General features: G+C 52.0%; 17 protein-coding genes. 7 read left to right on the forward strand and 10 right to left on the reverse strand.

The window, feature by feature from the left end:
• The first annotated feature begins 50 nt into the window (after nt 1–50).
• The 3 genes from QOY30_RS08125 to QOY30_RS08135 are packed head-to-tail and all read left to right on the forward strand — an operon-like array spanning nt 51 to nt 4,510.
• Nucleotides 51–1,073, forward strand: a complete 1,023-nt coding sequence (locus QOY30_RS08125; RefSeq protein WP_283744123.1) for an efflux RND transporter periplasmic adaptor subunit — start codon at nt 51–53, stop codon at nt 1,071–1,073.
• Complete coding sequence (locus QOY30_RS08130; protein ID WP_349496684.1) at nt 1,070–4,273, forward strand: efflux RND transporter permease subunit; 3,204 nt, start codon at nt 1,070–1,072, stop codon at nt 4,271–4,273. Before QOY30_RS08125 ends, QOY30_RS08130 begins: the two co-directional genes overlap by 4 nt.
• A 27-nt stretch (nt 4,274–4,300) precedes the next feature.
• Nucleotides 4,301–4,510, forward strand: coding sequence for a YgaP family membrane protein (locus QOY30_RS08135; protein ID WP_283744124.1), 210 nt, complete (start codon nt 4,301–4,303; stop codon nt 4,508–4,510).
• Between the two features lie 74 nt (nt 4,511–4,584).
• Here the strand turns inward: QOY30_RS08135 and QOY30_RS08140 are convergent, their stop codons facing one another.
• The 3 genes from QOY30_RS08140 to QOY30_RS08150 all read right to left on the reverse strand — a co-directional run bounded on the left by QOY30_RS08140 (nt 4,585) and on the right by QOY30_RS08150 (nt 5,805).
• The gene (locus QOY30_RS08140) at nt 4,585–4,953 is read right to left on the reverse strand and encodes a YidH family protein (protein ID WP_283744125.1); all 369 of its coding nucleotides are present in this window, start codon (nt 4,951–4,953) and stop codon (nt 4,585–4,587) included.
• Between the two features lie 165 nt (nt 4,954–5,118).
• Nucleotides 5,119–5,289, reverse strand: a complete 171-nt coding sequence (locus QOY30_RS08145; protein ID WP_283744126.1) for a hypothetical protein — start codon at nt 5,287–5,289, stop codon at nt 5,119–5,121.
• 102 nt (nt 5,290–5,391) lie between these two features.
• Nucleotides 5,392–5,805, reverse strand: coding sequence for an HIT family protein (locus QOY30_RS08150; protein WP_283744127.1), 414 nt, complete (start codon nt 5,803–5,805; stop codon nt 5,392–5,394).
• Between the two features lie 210 nt (nt 5,806–6,015).
• Between QOY30_RS08150 and QOY30_RS08155 the strand changes: the two genes are divergently transcribed.
• Nucleotides 6,016–6,432, forward strand: a complete 417-nt coding sequence (locus tag QOY30_RS08155) for a DUF4279 domain-containing protein (protein WP_283744128.1) — start codon at nt 6,016–6,018, stop codon at nt 6,430–6,432.
• Nucleotides 6,433–6,445: 13 nt separating this feature from the next.
• On the opposite strand, the gene QOY30_RS08160 is transcribed toward QOY30_RS08155, so the two are convergent.
• The 7 genes from QOY30_RS08160 to sat all read right to left on the reverse strand — a co-directional run bounded on the left by QOY30_RS08160 (nt 6,446) and on the right by sat (nt 13,104).
• Nucleotides 6,446–7,513 carry a tetratricopeptide repeat protein gene (locus QOY30_RS08160; protein ID WP_283744129.1) on the reverse strand — a complete coding sequence of 356 codons (1,068 nt, stop codon included), beginning with the start codon at nt 7,511–7,513 and terminating at the stop codon, nt 6,446–6,448.
• A complete protein-coding gene (locus QOY30_RS08165; RefSeq protein WP_283744130.1) occupies nt 7,510–8,019 on the reverse strand; it encodes an FKBP-type peptidyl-prolyl cis-trans isomerase in 510 nt (169 codons plus the stop codon). Before QOY30_RS08165 ends, QOY30_RS08160 begins: the two co-directional genes overlap by 4 nt.
• Nucleotides 8,020–8,051: 32 nt before the next feature.
• Nucleotides 8,052–8,402: a hypothetical protein gene (locus QOY30_RS08170; RefSeq protein ID WP_283744131.1), complete on the reverse strand. Its 351-nt coding sequence runs from the start codon at nt 8,400–8,402 to the stop codon at nt 8,052–8,054.
• 182 nt (nt 8,403–8,584) lie between these two features.
• Nucleotides 8,585–10,477 (reverse strand): adenylyl-sulfate reductase subunit alpha, encoded by a 1,893-nt coding sequence (gene aprA / locus QOY30_RS08175; RefSeq protein WP_283744132.1) that lies wholly within the window; start codon nt 10,475–10,477, stop codon nt 8,585–8,587.
• Nucleotides 10,477–10,959, reverse strand: coding sequence for an adenylyl-sulfate reductase subunit beta (gene aprB, locus QOY30_RS08180; RefSeq protein ID WP_283744133.1), 483 nt, complete (start codon nt 10,957–10,959; stop codon nt 10,477–10,479). The genes aprA and aprB overlap by 1 nt, the downstream gene beginning before the upstream one ends.
• Before the next feature lie 43 nt (nt 10,960–11,002).
• Nucleotides 11,003–11,827, reverse strand: coding sequence for an adenylyl-sulfate reductase (locus QOY30_RS08185; RefSeq protein ID WP_283744134.1), 825 nt, complete (start codon nt 11,825–11,827; stop codon nt 11,003–11,005).
• A 62-nt stretch (nt 11,828–11,889) separates the two neighbouring features.
• Complete coding sequence (gene sat, locus QOY30_RS08190; protein WP_283744135.1) at nt 11,890–13,104, reverse strand: sulfate adenylyltransferase; 1,215 nt, start codon at nt 13,102–13,104, stop codon at nt 11,890–11,892.
• Nucleotides 13,105–13,572: 468 nt separating this feature from the next.
• On the opposite strand from sat, the gene QOY30_RS08195 reads away from it, so the two are divergent.
• From QOY30_RS08195 to QOY30_RS08205, 3 genes are all read left to right on the forward strand, one after another.
• Nucleotides 13,573–15,612 (forward strand): c-type cytochrome, encoded by a 2,040-nt coding sequence (locus QOY30_RS08195; protein ID WP_283744136.1) that lies wholly within the window; start codon nt 13,573–13,575, stop codon nt 15,610–15,612.
• A gap of 46 nt (nt 15,613–15,658) precedes the next feature.
• Nucleotides 15,659–16,693: a substrate-binding domain-containing protein gene (locus tag QOY30_RS08200; RefSeq protein ID WP_283744137.1), complete on the forward strand. Its 1,035-nt coding sequence runs from the start codon at nt 15,659–15,661 to the stop codon at nt 16,691–16,693.
• A gap of 102 nt (nt 16,694–16,795) precedes the next feature.
• Nucleotides 16,796–17,347 carry a DsrE family protein gene (locus tag QOY30_RS08205; protein WP_283744138.1) on the forward strand — a complete coding sequence of 184 codons (552 nt, stop codon included), beginning with the start codon at nt 16,796–16,798 and terminating at the stop codon, nt 17,345–17,347.
• Nucleotides 17,348–17,421: the final 74 nt, after the last annotated feature.

Here is a 17,421-nt window from a genome sequence, read left to right on the forward strand (position 1 = left end):
TTTGATTTATAAATGCTTTAAGTTACCCAATGACAACGGAAGAGAGATTAATGATGAAATTTGTCGGCTTGATGTTATTGATTGTTGCCCCGTTATGTATGGCAGAGCCGCTGGCGACAGCCCCGGTTCAAATGCGTGAAGTCGAGCAGACATACAGCATCGACGGAGTGGTGGAAGCGACGCACCAATCGACCGTGTCGGCGCAAATATCAGGGCGGGTAAAGGGATTATTTTTTGACGTGGGAGACCATGTGAACAAAGGTCAGGTTCTATTGCGTATCGACGAGCGCGAAGCAAACCAGGCCTTGGCGGGTAGCAAGGCACAATTATCACAGGCCGAAGCCTCTCTGCAAAACGCGAGACTGACCTATGAGCGCTCAAAACAATTGTTCGAACAGAAATTCATCAGTCAGGCCGCGCTGGACAAAGCAAAGTCGGATTTTGATGTGGCACAGGCACAAGCCGCTGCCAGCGAGGCAGGCGCGCAGCAATCGGCGCTGACGCAAAGCTATACTTCGGTGATAGCCCCTTATGCGGGTGTTGTATCGGCGCGCATGGTGGAGATGGGCGAGATGGTCACGGTGGGTAAGCCGCTGATGACCGGTTTCGATCCGTCACAGTTGCGAGTTATTGCCAATGTGCCGCAGGACAAGCTGAAGGACATCGGTAGCCACCCGATAGTAACAATTGAGGTGCCTTCCTTAAGCCGCTGGATTAAGGCAGCATCCGTCACGGTACAACCGTCGGCAGATGTTCGTACGCACAGTACGCAAGTACGTGTCGAACTGCCCGCCAATCAGGCGAATGTCTATCCCGGCATGTTCGTGCGTACGCATTTTGTAGTGGGCAAGGCGAGCAAGTTGCTGATTCCTGTGAGCGCAGTGCTGCGCCGCAGTGAAGTGGTTGCTGTGTATGTGGTGGATGAAAAGGATATGCCTCATCTGCGCCAGGTGCGTCTGGGTGACGCCAATGAGCAGAACGAGATTGAGGTGCTGGCCGGATTGAATGTCGGAGAGCGCGTGGCGCGTGATGCAATCAAGGCGGGCATGGTCGCTTCGGAGAACAAGCGATGAGCATGGGAATATCCGGCCGTATTGCGCGGACCTTCCTGCATTCGCAGATGACGCCTTTGCTGGCGCTGGTGGCTGTGTTGCTCGGCATGTTTGCGGTGATGGTGACTCCGCGCGAAGAAGAGCCGCAGATCAACGTCACCATGGCCAACGTGCTGATCGCCTATCCTGGCGCTTCTGCGCAGGACGTGGCAAATACCGTGTCAACGCCTGCGGAGCAGGTGCTGTCGCAGATTTCCGGTGTTGATCACGTATATTCCGTATCGCAACCGGGCATGGCCGTCCTCACTATCCAGTTCAAGGTTGGCGAGCAGCATGTGCCTTCGCTGGTCAAGCTCTACGATGTCATCAACTCGCATGCCGACTGGCTACCGCCCACGCTTGGTGTTTTGCAACCTATCATCAAGGCAAAGGGGATCGACGATGTGCCGATACTCGGTCTCACTTTGTGGCGTGATCAGACCGCCGGCGGAGTGGCGCTGACCCAGGTTGCGCATGCCATCGAATCCGAATTGAAACGCGTCAAGGGTACCCGTGAAGTCACGACCCTGGGCGGGACGCCACGCATCGTGCGCGTATTGCTCGATCCTGAAGCATTGAATGCGCACCAACTCTCGGTGCAGGAAGTGCGTGCGGCATTGCAGGCGTCCAATGTGTCGCACAGTGCCGGCAGTTTGGTACAGAACAACCGTGAGGTGCTGGTGCAGACCGGTGTTTTCCTCAGCGATGCAAATGAAGTCAGCCAACTGGTAATCGGTGTGACCGACAACAAGCCTGTATTCCTGCGCGATGTGGCGGAAGTGCAGGACGGTGCCGATCAGCCCGGAAGTTATGTGTGGATGGGTACTGGTGCGGCAGCAGGCGACAAAAGCATCAAGACGCAGGGAGAGTTCGGCGCGGTGACACTTGCGGTGACCAAAAAGCCGGGTGAAAACGCGGTGGACATTGCCGATAAATTATTACAGCGCGTGGAAGAATTGAAAGGCAGCGTAATTCCCGCCGATGTGCATGTGACGATCACTCGCAACTACGGGGAGACTGCCAACGACAAGGCCATGAAACTCATCAAGAAGCTGTTCTTCGCCACATTTGCCGTGGTCGCACTGGTGTGGTTTGCCCTCGGCCGTCGCGAGGCAGTCATCGTCGGAGTTGCGGTTTTGTTGACGCTGGCAGTGACACTGTTTGCTTCGTGGGCATACGGTTTTACGCTGAACCGGGTATCGCTGTTTGCGCTCATTTTCTCAATCGGTATTCTGGTGGACGATGCCATTGTTGTGGTGGAAAACATACATCGCCGTCGCGAACTTGCGCAGAATCAGCCGCTGTCAGAAATCATTCCGGAGGCGGTTGACGAGGTGGGAAGCCCGACCATTCTCGCAACCTTTACCGTCATTGCCGCGCTGTTGCCGATGGCTTTTGTAACCGGCCTCATGGGGCCGTACATGAGTCCGATCCCGATCAATGCCAGTATGGGTATGCTGATCTCGCTGGCCATCGCTTTCATCATCACGCCCTGGTTGGCGTTCAAGCTGGCCGATGCGCATCACGCGGTGGTCAAGGATGAACGCGATACCAAGATCGCCCGTTTTTTCCGCAATCGTTTGTCGCCATTCTTGAACGGTGTGCATGGAAAGCCTGCTCGGCGCAAATTGTGGCTGGGAATATTGGCTGCTCTGCTGTTTGCAGTGTCGCTGGCAGTGGTCAAACTGGTCGTGTTGAAAATGCTTCCGTTCGACAACAAGTCCGAGTTCCAGGTGGTAATCGATATGCCGAGTGGCACAGCGCTGGAGCAGACTTCCGGGGTGATGCATGAGATCGGTGCTTATCTTGCTACTGTGCCTGAAGTGACCGATTACGAGGCCTATGCCGGAACTGCATCGCCCATCAATTTCAACGGATTGGTACGCCAGTACTATCTGCGAAGCGCATCCGAACAGGGCGATATTCAGGTCAATTTGCAAGACAAGCATAATCGTTCGCGCAGCAGTCACCAGATCGCAACCTCGGTGCGTGAGCCGATCGAGAAGATCGCCAAGGTGTGGGGTGCAAAAGTGAAAGTAGTCGAAGTGCCGCCCGGTCCGCCGGTTATGTCGCCTATCGTGGCCGAGATATACGGGCCGGATTATCAGGGGGCACGCAAGGTTGCAACAAAGGTGCGTGAGCAGTTTGCAGCCACCCCGGACATTGTAGGCATAGATGATACCGTGAGCGAAATTGCGCCCAAGATGGTATTGCGCGTAATGCAGAGCAAGGCGGCATTACTGGGCGTGGCGCAGCGCGACATCGTGGATGCGGTGCAAGTTGCGCTGTCAGGACAGGATGTGACGGCGTTGCACGATGCCAATGCGAAATATGCCCCACCAATACGGTTGGAACTGGCGGCGGAAAAACGCAGCCGCATTGATGATGTGTTGAAGCTAAAAGTACGTGCCCGCGACGGAGCCTTGGTTCCCCTGTCGGAAGTGGTGCAAGTGGTTCAGATGCAGCGCGATTATCCGATCTATCACAAGGACTTACTGCCCGTTGTATACGTCACCGGCGATATGGCCGGCAAGCTGGATAGTCCGCTGTATGGCATGTTTGGCATCAACAGCAGGACTAGTGGTATGGAACTGGAGCAGGGCGGTACGCTGAAATCCTATTTTTTCAAGCAACCGTCTGATCCCTATGCAAGCTATTCACTGAAATGGGATGGCGAATGGCAGGTAACGTTCGAGACTTTCCGCGACATGGGAATTGCTTACGGTGTCGGGCTGATCCTGATCTATCTGCTGGTGGTTGCGCAGTTCAAAAGCTATGTTGTGCCGCTGGTCATCATGGCGCCGATCCCGCTCACCATCATCGGTGTGATGCCAGGGCATGCATTGTTCGGTGCCCAGTTTACCGCGACATCGATGATCGGCATGATTGCGCTGGCCGGCATTATCGTGCGTAACTCCATCCTGCTGGTTGACTTCGTCAATCTGCAACTGCGAGACGGTATCGATTTGCAACATGCTGTTATCAACGCGGCGTCGGCACGTGCCAAGCCCATTGTCTTGACCGGACTGGCTGCAATGCTGGGGGCGTTGTTCATTCTCGACGACCCGATCTTCAACGGCCTGGCACTGTCCCTGATATTCGGCATACTGGTCTCAACTGTACTGACGCTGATTGTTATTCCGGTTTTGTATTACGCGGTACTTTACAAAAAAGTATCTTAGGAAATTTATATTGATAGGAGGGTGGTAATGAATTCAGAACGTATCGTTTGTATTGTTGCGGGAACATTTGTGATGCTGTCTCTGGCGCTGGGTGTGCAAAGCAGCCCCATTTTCGTTAGCAATTATTTTTTGTTGTTTTCCGCATTTGTCGGATTCAATTTGTTCCAAAGCGGAATCACCAGGTTTTGTCCGCTGGACAGCATTCTTGCCAGACTTGGTGTGAAAAAAGTGTGCTAATGGAGTGCACTTCCCAGTGCCAATGCAACGCCGAAGCCGCCTGAAGTTTTGGGCGGTTTTTTTGTATAGTGGCTTTAGACGCCTTGGAAGAAGTAGATCGTCAGAACGATGCCCAGCACCGAGATGATCAGGTTGCTGATGACGCCGGGATCAGTGCGGTAACCAACCGGGATTTCGACGGGTTTGAGGGTATTGAGAACTTTCCGGTATTGCACTGTGGAAAAGGCGGCAGTGACCGCTCCCAGTAACACAAAGATCAACCCAATCCAGAAGGAAAGCCCCCGCTGCAGGGGCATGTCATGTTTGGGCAAAAGGATGTGTACAAACAGGCCGAATCGCTCGATAACGAAGCCGAATGCCATCAAGGAGAGACTGGTCCTGTTCCATGCGAGCAAGGTGCGCTCGGCAGCAAAAAAGACTCTTGGATCATTGAGATCTGACATCGAAATTCCTTTTGAAAATGGCGTTAATGCAAAGTCGTGCCGCTGCAACTGGCCGATAGCAAACTATAGCTTGACGGTATTCCCGAGTACCTCAAAATTACTCAAAACGCAAAATCCGCGCGACCATTCAGGTTCGCGCGGCAGAGTTATTCTTTGCTGATAACTTCAGGGCTTCTTGGGAGTGGTATAGGGCACTTCTTTTTGGTGCGGTTCCCATATAGTTTCATAGCCAACAAAAAACTGCCCCGGTACGATTTCTTTCTGACGGGTAGTTACACGAAATGCGTGGCCGTCTGGAATCTTGGGGCGCATAAAAGGTTTCTTATCATCACTCATGATTCTATCTCCTTGGGTTGAAAAAAGTGGTGCTTAAAAACGGGAAGTATGTAAACAGGCATATCGACCCCTCCCGTTTTGCTGCTGAAATTATACTAATGTTCAACGTGTGTAATATGCCTTCTTTGGTATCACATGCCGTATGCCCCCTTGGGGATTTTCAACGTCCCCTTTGTAGCGGGGGATGATGTGAATATGGACATGGAAAATGCTTTGCCCGGCCGCTGGTCCGACATTGACACCGACATTGTAGCCATCCGGATTAAACTCCTCGTCAATGCGTATTTTTTCCTCTTTTATGAGGCCCATGCAGGCAGCCACTTCTTCCGGCGTCAGGTCGAAAAAGCTGGATACATGCCGACGCGGGATGACCACGGTATGCCCGGGACTCGCCGGGTATGAGTCACGGGCACTGTAAGCAAGTTCATGCTGTATCGATACCCCGCGCGGATCCTTGCAAAACAGGCATGGATCATTGGGGTCTCTTTTCTTCTCTTGTATGGCTTCAGTCGACAACAGAACACCTCCGGTTCAATCTATAGGGAGTTTCCAAAATTCAAAGTTCTAAGCAAGACAAGGCGCGAGCAAAAAATTACGACGCAGCATATGAGTAATATGTAAGGAATAATTTTTTGTGAGCAACGCAGTATTGCGACGAAATTTGGATTTTAGAGGCTCCCTATACTTTATACTTCGACACATAATCTTGTTAACGAGGAAACTATCTTGGCATCGAATAAAGGACGGGCTTACTTTGCACTGCTTGGTTATCATTTCAACCCCGACGACATCACACGTCTGCTTGGGATAGAACCCACCTCCGTCAATGCTGCCGGCGCATACAGCAGTCTGGATAAACCAGTGATAAGTTCCTGGGAGTTATCCACGGAGACCCTTTCCGGAGAGGTGGACGTATTTGCCTTGACGGACATCATTGTTAAACAGCTGGAACCGATTAAAGCAAAAATCGTTGAAGTCTGTAAAAGTCACAATCTATCTCCAAGGTTGGGCGTGACGTTGACTTTATCTATCGATAAAGGTGAATCAAGCCCGGAAGTCGGATTCGGCGCCAGAACGATCCGTTTCCTGGCGGATACCGGCTCATTCATTGAGGTGGAAAACAAACTTTCTGAGCGGATCTGATTTCAGTCCTTTCTTAACCAACCTGGCTGTTAATCACTTGCAGCTGTGCCTGCGCCATTTTCAGCTGTTCCTCGCAATGCTTCAAACAGAGTGGCTGTAGCGCGTGAGGAAAACATTCCAGAATCACTTCAAATTCATCGGCTATTTCTTCTGCAAGCAGAGCGTCATTTGTCAATTGAGCCAGTACATTTTGTGCTGTCGCCTTGTTCACCCTGCAGATGACTGCCACATGGATAGGCAACTGCTGCTCCATGCTGACCGTCCATGCCAATTCGTAGGAATTGATCGCTTCTTTCAAGCGATCAGGGTTTTCTTCCGACTCACCGAGATGATGCAAGGCGACCGCCCGATTGTTATGGGTGGCGGTCAGCTCCAATGCGTAATTGTCTGCGTCGAGTACGGCAAGAGCATTTTTATAGGCAACGACGGATTTTTGAAATTGACGGTTGCCTTTAAGCAGTTTGCCAAACGTATGTAAGGTGGCACCAAGTTGATGCATGCTGTACAGCCAGTTTTCCAATGATTTTTCTCGCGTCCAGACCAGCAAAGCATTGGTATAGGCATCCACAGCGCCCTTTAAGGGCTGTGTAGCTTCAAGTAACCGACCAAGCGCCTGGTTAGCCGTGCCCAGGTTATATTGCGTGGCTGCCCACTCCTGGGGGGCGCTTTCCTGTGTGTACTCCTCCAATGCCTTGCTGAAACATTGGATAGCCCGTTCAAACAATGTTGCATCTCTGCGCTGTTGCCCCAGTGCGGCAAGAATGTTTCCGAGATTGTTCTGCGTCTCTGCCCAGACCAACGGCTCTCGTGCACGACTGATCTTTGCAGCAAGATCGCCTGTATCGGTAGCGTCTGTCAGCGCTGCCTCAAGTGCCTCGCGCAAACTTTCATAGATTCGAGAACTGAAACGGTGCTGCTCATAATTTCCCCGTGTGTAACGAAAATTATCCGCTACAGCAACTTTGGTATCCGGAACAGCCGCTGCGGCCAACTCTGCACTCAGCATGCCAATAGAATTCGCTATTGCACGTTCCAGAGCCTTGTTCGGCGGGAATATCATGTAATTGGTTGAATAATTCATTTTGCCCGATCGAGTATTTCATTCAGGTCGGGATCGGCACCGACCGCTCCGCCAAGTTCGATTTCTTCCTCTGTAGCGTCACGTATTGTCAGCACTTCCAGCATGAAAGTGACTTCTCTGCCGCAAAGAGGGTTATTGCCATCGACAGTCAATGTCTTGTCGTCGAATCGGGTAACGATAAAGTCTCTGGGCTCACCCTGTTCATTTTCCATGGTGATGGTCATGCCGATTTCCCGATATTCTTCGGGGACATTTTCTAAAAGATCGGTAAATACCAATGATTCGTCTCTCTCGCCGTACAACTTTGCGGTGTCTATTGGCACTTCGATGATGTCGCCAACTTTTTTTCCATACAGCTCCTTTGTCACCTCTTCGGACATCACATCATTCACGCCATGCACATAAGCCAGCGGATAATCTACAGTAACCAATACGTCACCGGTTTTGTTATCGATGACCTTGTAATTCAGTTCAACGAATTTTTCGTCTTCAATCGTATCTGACATGACTAGAGCGCCCTGATATTGAAAATGTTTTCTTAGAACAGCGTTGCGCCGAAGATTCTTACCTTGTCCTTTTCATAACCCAGCACCAGTCTTCCCAGCCATTCGCTGTTATTCTTTTTGTTTATGACTTTGTACAGAACAGTGACATATTCCCCGCGGCGTATCATGCCGAGATACGAATAATCGTCTGACAGGTTCTTCGCAAGGTCGCTTCTTGCAAACTGCTTGCCCATTTCAACCTCATTGGCACCCGCAATAAAAGAGCTTGAAAAATTTCGCGTGAAAGCACCGTAGTTTCCTTCGTTAGAGTACTTGATAAGATCAGCCCACATCGGGTGTGCCAGCTCTAAAATCTCTTCATCTGTTTTTTCAATGATGTTCATGGAATATTTCACCTACTCAGTGTTACATGATTTTATCTATAGCGATGTCACACTACTCGCAGGATAGACAAAAAAAGGACCAACAAAAATATGCCGGTCCTTTCTAACATACTAACAAGTTATGGCAAATATATTTTCACAGGCCTGATTTTACAAAACCGGTAAACCAGGCCTGCATTTGCTTAGTGGTGGTCTACTGGCGCCGCTTTCTCTACATCACCTACCAGGTGGTAGAGCGGTGCTTTTTCCATTGTGTACTCACCGGTCTTGGGGTCACGACGGGAAACTGTCAGCACGTGCCAGTTCTTGTCATCCAGCTTCATGACATCGCCACGGTAGTAGTAACCCGGCCAGCGTGTCTCCTTACGGAACAGCGTATGGTGGAACACGCTTTCAGAAGTCAGGAAGCGATGCTTCAGCTCCCACGCACGCAGCAGTTCATGGATATCGGACGCGGCAACCTTTTCCAGATCTTCACCCAGAATCGACATCTTCTTCAGACCGATGTTCAGAAGCTTGTCGTTGGTCATGTAGTTAACACCAAAACCACCGCAGTACTCATCCATCATCTTCTGCAAACGATCAAGACCCTGTCTTGGGTTGATGAAGTTGGGATTGACGGTACCCGCGACTACTTCATTGCTAAAGACCCGATAGGTTTCCAGAGGCTTGTAGATCTGCTCCATGCGACGATTGATCTGAGCTTCAGACACACGGATGCCCTCTGCTTTGCCATCATCAATATATTTACAGGCAGCCTTGGCAGCCAGACGGCCTTCAGTGAAAGAACCTGACGAGAAGGCGTGAGGTGTACCGCCTACCGCATCACCGGCACCGAACAGACCTTCAACAGTCGTCATGCGGTTATAGCCCCAGAAGTACTCCGGCGGAGACAGATCTTCCGGACCTGAACACCAGGCGCCGCAACCGGTAGCATGTGAACCCATGACATAAGGCTCGGAGGTGGTCAGCTCGGGATTCTCGTACTTGGGATCAACGTCTGTGGCTGCCCAAAGTACAGCCTGTCCAACGGTCATACCCAGGAAGTTGTGCCAACCGATCTCTTCAAGGTGAGGATCCTGGAAGGCTTCCATGGTAACCATGTGGATCGGGCCGCGACCGGCGTTAACCTCGTTGATGATTGCGTGGTTACGCAGGCAGGTCGGAATGGGCCTGTGGGTTCTGTGCGAAACTTCCGGATCCAGGTATTCCTTGCCTACCATTTGCTGCAGTGCCGGGAACCACTTGGACTCATACTCTTCACCGTAGCCATTCTGGGTATAGGTCTTGAGGTGCAGGAAGTAGGCGCCGACTGGACCGTAACCATCCTTGAAGCGAGCCAGCACGATGCGGTTTTCCATTTGCGTCATCTTTGCACCGGCTTCGATCATCAGTCCATATGCAGAGCCCGAAGACCACGGTGCGTACCAGACACGCCCCGCACCTTCGCCGACGGAGCGCGGCTTGAAGATGTTGGAAGCGCCACCCGCACCGCAGATAACGGTCTTGGACTTGAACACGTGGTAGTTGCCTGTCCGGACATTAAAGCCCACGGCACCGGCAACACGGTTCTCTTTGGATTCATCCATCAGGAGGTGGGTCACACAGATGCGGTTGAAAACCTTGTCCGCTGATTTCTTGGCTGCTTCAGCAACGATAGGCTTGTAGGATTCACCATGAATCATGATCTGCCAACGCCCTTCACGCAGATACGAACCCTTCTTTTCGTTGCGCATGATGGGAAGGCCCCACTCTTCAAAGTTATGCACAGCGGAGTCTACGTGGCGAGCCATGTCAAACAGCAGGTCTTCACGCACCATACCCATCAGGTCGATACGTGCATAGCGCACATGATCTTCGGGATTGTTCTCGCCAAAGCGGGTTCCCATGTAACAGTTGATCGCATACAGGCCCTGGGCTACCGCACCGGAACGCATGATGTTTGCCTTTTCGGCGATGACGATCTTCTTGTTCTGCCCCCAATATCTTGCCTCGAATGCCGCACCCGTGCCGCCCAGGCCCGCACCGACAACCAAGATGTCGATATTGTCTTCAATAATTGTCGAGTAGCTCATCAGTATTGCACTCCCTTTTTGATTTCCAGACCATTGGATTGCAGCGTGTGCAATCCACCGTCATCCATACGAATATATTTAGGCTCATTGAACAGCAGTTGACTGTCGCGCATCTCCTTGCTGGGGGCAGGCACCTTTGCGAGATCCGGTGTCGCCGAGCCCCAGGGCTTGGTCGTGATCGGCGCCAGCAGCTCCATGTCTTTCTTGCCGTTGCGGAACTTGATGCGCCACGCAATCGTGCCTTTCTCTTCATCGCGGATCACGCGAACACTGTGTCCCAGTGGTGCAAAGTCGGCATAACCGCGCACATCGATCGCCTGGTGCGGGCATGCCTTTACGCAGGAATAGCATTCCCAGCACATACTGGGTTCGATGTTGTAAGCACGACGCAGCTTCTTGTCGATGTGCATGATGTCGGATGGGCAGATGTCAACGCATTCTCCACAACCATCACAACGCGTCATATATACAAAGGTTGGCATAATATATTCCTCTATTTCTTATAGAAAATTAGTCAAGACAGCATTAGTAGTGGTTTGCTCTTTCAGCCTTGATGCAAAGCCCCATGTTCGGCGGGTTCTTGCCCATATACGTAGGCACATCCGGGAACTTGCGCTGTACTTCAGGATCAGTCAAATCATAGTCAGGAGGAAGATTCTCGCGAGAACCATCGGCCATGATGGTTCTTTTCTGGTAGGCCGCCGCGGGCTTGAAGAACATGTGGGCAAACTTGGACCAATACACGCCGCCAAAGAGCACCGTGCTGGACAGGATGAACAAGGCAAAGAATACGGTCAATCCACCGCCAGTAAACGACCAGATCAATGCGAAGGTCGAGGTGGCAAGAAGCGAGAGAATAAATAAATCCGCACGCTCTAACCGGAACCATGAAAGGCCTTCTGCAGCCACATCAGCGCGGATAAAGAACCAGAACCAGTATCCACCCACAGCCAGCATCAGCGCACCGATGTGCCATAGCTGAGGCAGGAGAGTAGAGGTGGACGACGGCGAGAAAATCATGATCGCGGTAGTCACAATAAAAATAATGGTTCCCCACATGGTCAAAAGATGGGAAAGCCTGCGCCTTGGATTGTCAAATTCGCCAGAAGTTAATACTTCTTTTACCAGCACTGAAGTGGCAATCGCTACCTTTTCACCACCACCCACTGATCGTTTTGCGTTCTTCTTCGCCTTTTTCGCATTTTCGAAAAAGTACTGCGCGCTTTTCTTATGAAGCATGTCAAGTATTGTCCCACCCATGACCAGCAGGAACATTACGACGATATACCCTTGCATGTAGACGGTTGGAATCGATGCCGAAAGTCCGGCAAAGGGATTGCTTGTGAACATTAGTTTCTCCTCAAAAATTGCAGACGAATGACCATCCTACATGACCGGAATATCCGCTGGCCTTACTTCGCGGAATGCCCCGTCAGCTTTACTTCTACCTTCTCATGCTCTTGCAGTCCCGCGTAGTACTTGCGCAATATCTCCAGCACTTCGGGACGGCTGAATTCCGGTGGTACATCGGATCCTTCGGAAAGCATCTTGCGCAACTTGGTACCCGAGAGCAGCAGACGTTCCTTGTCGTCGTGGGGACAGGTACGTGCGGAGGCCATGCCGCCGCACTTGTAGCACCAGAAAGTCCAGTCGATCTTGAGCGCCTGTGTTTCGAGCGAACCCTTGGGAATCTTGTCGAAAATGTGATGCGCATCGAACGGGCCATAGTAGCTGCCAACCCCAGCATGATCGCGCCCCACGATGAGGTGCGAGCAGCCGTAGTTCTGGCGGAACAGCGCATGCAACAGGGCTTCGCGCGGACCGGCGTAACGCATGTCGAGCGGATAACCTGCCTGGGCGATGGTCTTGGTAACAAAATAATGTTTGGTTAGCGCCATGATGGCATGGGTACGCACTTCGGCCGGGATGTCGCCGGGTTTGAGGTTCCCGAGCAAGGAGTGGATAAGCACGCCATCGCAGACTTCGATGGCGACCTTGGCCAGATACTCGTGCGAGCGGTGCATCGGGTTGCGGGTCTGGAACGCTGCAACCTTGCTCCACCCCAATTCGTTGAAGAGCGCGCGCGTCTCTTTCGGCGTCATGAACAACGTGCCGTATTTCTCCGGGAAGCCGCCCTGCGACAATACCTTTACCGGACCGGCGAGATTTATGTCGCCTTGTTCCATGACCATCTTCACCCCGGGGTGCTCGATGTCGGTGGTACCGAACACAGTGGCACATTCGTGCCCTTTGTCGATGGTGTACTTCTCGGTGACTTTCATCGTGGCAAGAATGCTGCCGTCATCAGGATCGATGAGCGCGATTTCTTTGCCGGTGGAAATGGTGTCGGCAGTCGACTTGTCGGTGGAAAGGGTAATAGGGATAGGCCAGAACAGGCCGCTGGTCGTCGTCATGCCGTCGCAGACGCCTTGCCAGTCAGCGTGAGTCATGAAGCCGTTCAGCGGGGTAAATCCGCCGATGCCCAGCATGATGATGTCGCCTTTTTCGCGCGAACTGACTTTGACTTGAGTCAGCTTTTTCGCTTTCTCGAGTTCCGCCTTAAGGCTGGGGCCATCCAGCAACAAGGGGTTGAGATCGCCTCCACCATGCGGGTTTACCAATGTCATATATGTCTCCTATAATCTAGCAATCTAGTCAGGTACTTATGATTTCTCAGGTACGCACACTAGAACAAGCTCGTCCTGTCCGCGATAGCTCTCATGGGTTGAGGGACGCACCCCCCTTATGGGTTATGTTTTAATCCCTCATCACGGTTATGGCAGTGCTGGCGTGGGATACGCATACTTGCGCCCCTGCAAAGCCGACTAATTTGGTGAGTCTGTCCTATCTCAATAAATTTAATGTCGATCATAAGGTTAAAGCGAGCGGCTTTAGCCTTGCGGGTGTTGCGCGTTTAGCTGAACGCGAGCCAGAGAACTTTAGTCCTCTGTGGCTAGTTGTCCTAACTCACCTGCGTTAGCAGGTGGTAGTTCAGTAGCAGAATAATTGTGCGGTGCTTAAGCTTAATTAGTGTGCCTCTAAAATCATCTAATAATTATTAGAGGCGCCCTGTATGTTTACAAAAGGGGAGACAAATGGCTGTTAGATTTAAACCGATAATGTTTTATACAGGCATCCTGCTGACAGCCATTTTGATGAGTCCGGCATTTGCTACACCGTCAGATGTGCAGTCGGATGAGCAAGTCAGGCGCGGAGAATATCTCGCGCATCTGGGTGACTGCATTGCCTGTCACACTGCCGAGGGCGGCAAGTCCATGGCGGGCGGAATGGAATTCAATACCCCATTCGGCAATGTTTATTCCACCAATATCACACCCGATGTCAATACCGGCATCGGTAATTATTCCTTCGAGCAGTTTGATCGCGCAATGCGCAAGGGCGTTGCCGAAGACGGCCACAATCTCTACCCCGCAATGCCTTACCCGTCATTCGTCAAGATCAGTGCGGACGATATGAAGGCGTTATATGCCTATGTGATGCACGGGGTAGAGCCGGTCAGCCAGGCGAACAAGGAAAACAGCATGAAATGGCCGTTCAGCATGCGTTTTGGTTTGAAGTTCTGGAATATGGCATTTCTCGACGAGACGCCTTTCAAGCCTGACACTGCGAAGTCGTCACAATGGAATCGTGGCGCCTATCTTGTTCAGGGGCTGGGTCACTGCGGCTCCTGCCATACGCCGCGCGGGGTGGCAATGCAGGAAAAGACCATGGCCCAGGATGGCGAAGATGGAAAAGATTTTCTCACCGGGTCTACCATTGAAGCCTGGCACGCAGTCAATTTGCACAACCAGTGGCCGGCACCCGAGTTTGCAAAGTTTCTCAAGGTTGGTCACAACAGCCATGCAACCGCTTATGGCACCATGACCGAGGTTGTTCATTTCAGTACCCAGCATTTCAGTGACAACGATCTCTCGGCAATCGGGGAATATTTGAGTTCACTGCCCCCCAATGCAGAATCGGGTGTGATCAAGCCGAAACCCGTCACTCAAGTTCAGGAGGCCGACCTGTACAAGACTCGCGGCGGTTTGGGATACGTGCAGTTCTGCTCAACCTGTCACCAGAATGATGGTCGTGGAATGGACAAGTTCTTTCCTCCGTTGGCAGACAATTCGTCAGTTCAGTCCAGAAACCCCACATCGGTCATCCATGTGGTGCTGAGCGGGTGGAAATCGGCTGAAACTGAACAGGCCAAACGCGCGTTCGATATGCCCGGCTACAACAGCCTGTCCGATCAGGAACTGGCGGAGATCGTCACATTCGTGCGCAGCCAATGGGGCAATCAGGGCGAACCGGTTACCGCAGAGGAGATAAAGAAAGTCCGCGATGAAATCGGGATCAAACCAGCGGAGCCATCCAAATTCGCAGTGCCGCGCTTTGCGGCCATGCTGTCGAGCCCGAATGCGGACCAGTTGATTTACGGCATGCGGCTGATGACGGAAACCAAGGCACTTATGCCCAAGGATGTAGGGAATGTACTGGCATGTAACAGCTGTCACCTGAACGGCGGCACCATGGAGCATGCTGCACCTTATGTTGGGCTCTCGGCCATTTTCCCATCCTATGCGCCGCGCGCCGGCAAGATCATCGACTTCAAGGATCGGGTGAATGGTTGTATGCGCCGCTCCATGAACGGCAAACCGCTGGAAAAGGATTCCCGGGAAATGCTGGCCATGATTGCCTACATGGACAACATGAAAGGTCAGGCCAAGGCTGACGAGCCCATTCCGGGGCGCGGGGTCGGCAAGATCGACAAGTCGATCGTGCCCAATGTAGAGAACGGCAAAAAGATCTACAAAGATCAGTGTGCCGTATGTCATGGCGACAAGGGGGAAGGGTTGAAACAGGCCGACGGCAGAAATGTCTTCCCGCCGCTATGGGGCAGTCAGTCTTTCAATATTGGTGCCGGTATTGCAAGAACCTATACCGCAGCAGGCTTCGTCAAGAACAACATGCCGATATCGAACACCCGGAAATTTCCTTTGGGACAAGGCGGTTTGACCGACCAGGAAGCAGTGGATGTCGCGCAATACTTTACGCACATGCCGCGCCCGGATTTTGTGGACAAGCGCAAGGATTGGCCGAAGGGCGGCAAACCGACGGATGCCCGGTATTGATTGATCGGGTGTTGCTCATTAATTCATATTTAAACGGAGGAAGTTCATGGTTTCAACTGATGCAATTTTCAAGGCAACAAATGCAACGCTTCGCAAGGCAATCGCATCGTCCATGTTGGCGGTTGCGGTAGGTGTGCTGGCTCCATTCTTGTCCGGATTTACACCGGCCTGTGCGGCCGACCAAGACCTCGGAGTGTACCCGCCCTGGAGCCATGGCGAGAACAACCCGGTTGAATCCAGGGGGCTGGATTTCACGGTGCCTGAAGTCGATAACATGCCTGACTTCCACGGCAATCCGATTAATCCGCGGCTGTCGATTTTCGTTGGCGGCAATTATTTCTTTGCCATGGCCCCGTTGGTTCAGGCATTTGAAAAGATGCATCCCGAACTCAAAGGCAAGATCTACTACGAAACCATTCCTCCTGGGTTGCTCGCCGATCAAATCAAGCAAGGCGGCACGATTACCGTGGGAAACATGACCTGGACCGTTCACGCTGACGCGTATGCCGCAGGTCTGAGAAGAATAGATAGCACTATCAAGGAAGGTTATGCGGTCGGTCCTGCAGTTTCCTATGCAACCAATACGCTCACCATCATGGTGCCCAAGGGCAATCCTGCCAAGATCGCTACCCTCAACGATCTTGGCAATCCCGGCGTGCGTCTGGTCATGCCGAATCCCGCATTCGAGGGGATCGGTCGTCAGATCAAGAACAGCCTGTCCAAGGCTGGCGGAGAAGAGCTGGTCCGCGCTGTGTACGAAACAAAAGTTAAGAATGGGGAGACCATCCTGACTCATATTCATCACCGCCAATCCCCGCTATATCTGATGCAGGGCAAGGCGGATGCCGGCGTTACCTGGCAGTCGGAAGCGATATTCCAGGAGCAGGTGGGCAATCCGATCAGCCATGTGGCGATTCCTGACAACCAGAATGCCACAGGTATCTATGCTGTGGCCATGGTCAAAGGGGCGCCACATCCGAAGGAAGGAAAGAAGTGGATCGAATTTCTGAAGTCGCCTGAAGCACAAGAAATCTTCAAGCACTTTGGCTTCAAGTCATACCAGGGTCAAACACCGCAATAGTCCGATGCGACTCCGGCACATGAGCCGGGGTACGGTCTATCTAGGCAGATTGCAACAGCGCAGTTGATGATTTAAACGATAAATTACAAAAAGGGGAAACACATGCATGTTCAGAAAAAATTAATCCTAGCGGTCATCGCATCTTCACTGGCCGTGCTGTCTGTGCCGACCGTATTTGCCGGCGATGCCGCTTCAGCTGTGTCTGCTGTGCCGGCACCGGCTGCCACAACTGTCGCTGAGACCAAGGCCAGCGAATACGTCAAGCCAAACGTCAAGCATGGCTCGTACGGACAGTTGAATATTGTTGTGGCTCTGACCTCGGACGACAAGGGTATCCAGGGGATGAAGCTTCGCAATATTGCTAACGGCCTCAAGGCGGTCGAGTCTTGGAAGGGCAAGATGAATGTGACAGTTGTGCTCTACGCCAAGGGCATTACCCTGCTCAAAAATCCGGACGAACAGACTCAAAAAAAGCTGGATGAGTTGAAGCATCAGGGCGTTCAAATCAAGGTATGCGACAACACCCTGCGTGAACAGGGCATCGATTTCCACAATCTTTATCACGTGACTGACGCAGATATCGTTCCTTCAGGATTTGCCGAAGTGGCGTATTTGCAAGCCAAAAAACACTTTGTCATCGATCCGGTGAACTGATCTGAATGTTGCAGTAACAATATTCAGTTTTAGCAGCGCCCTGGCATAGATTGTAAGGCAGAGGCGCTGCATTT

The sequence above is a fragment of the Sideroxydans sp. CL21 genome (assembly GCF_902459525.1).
GTDB lineage: Bacteria > Pseudomonadota > Gammaproteobacteria > Burkholderiales > Gallionellaceae > Sideroxyarcus.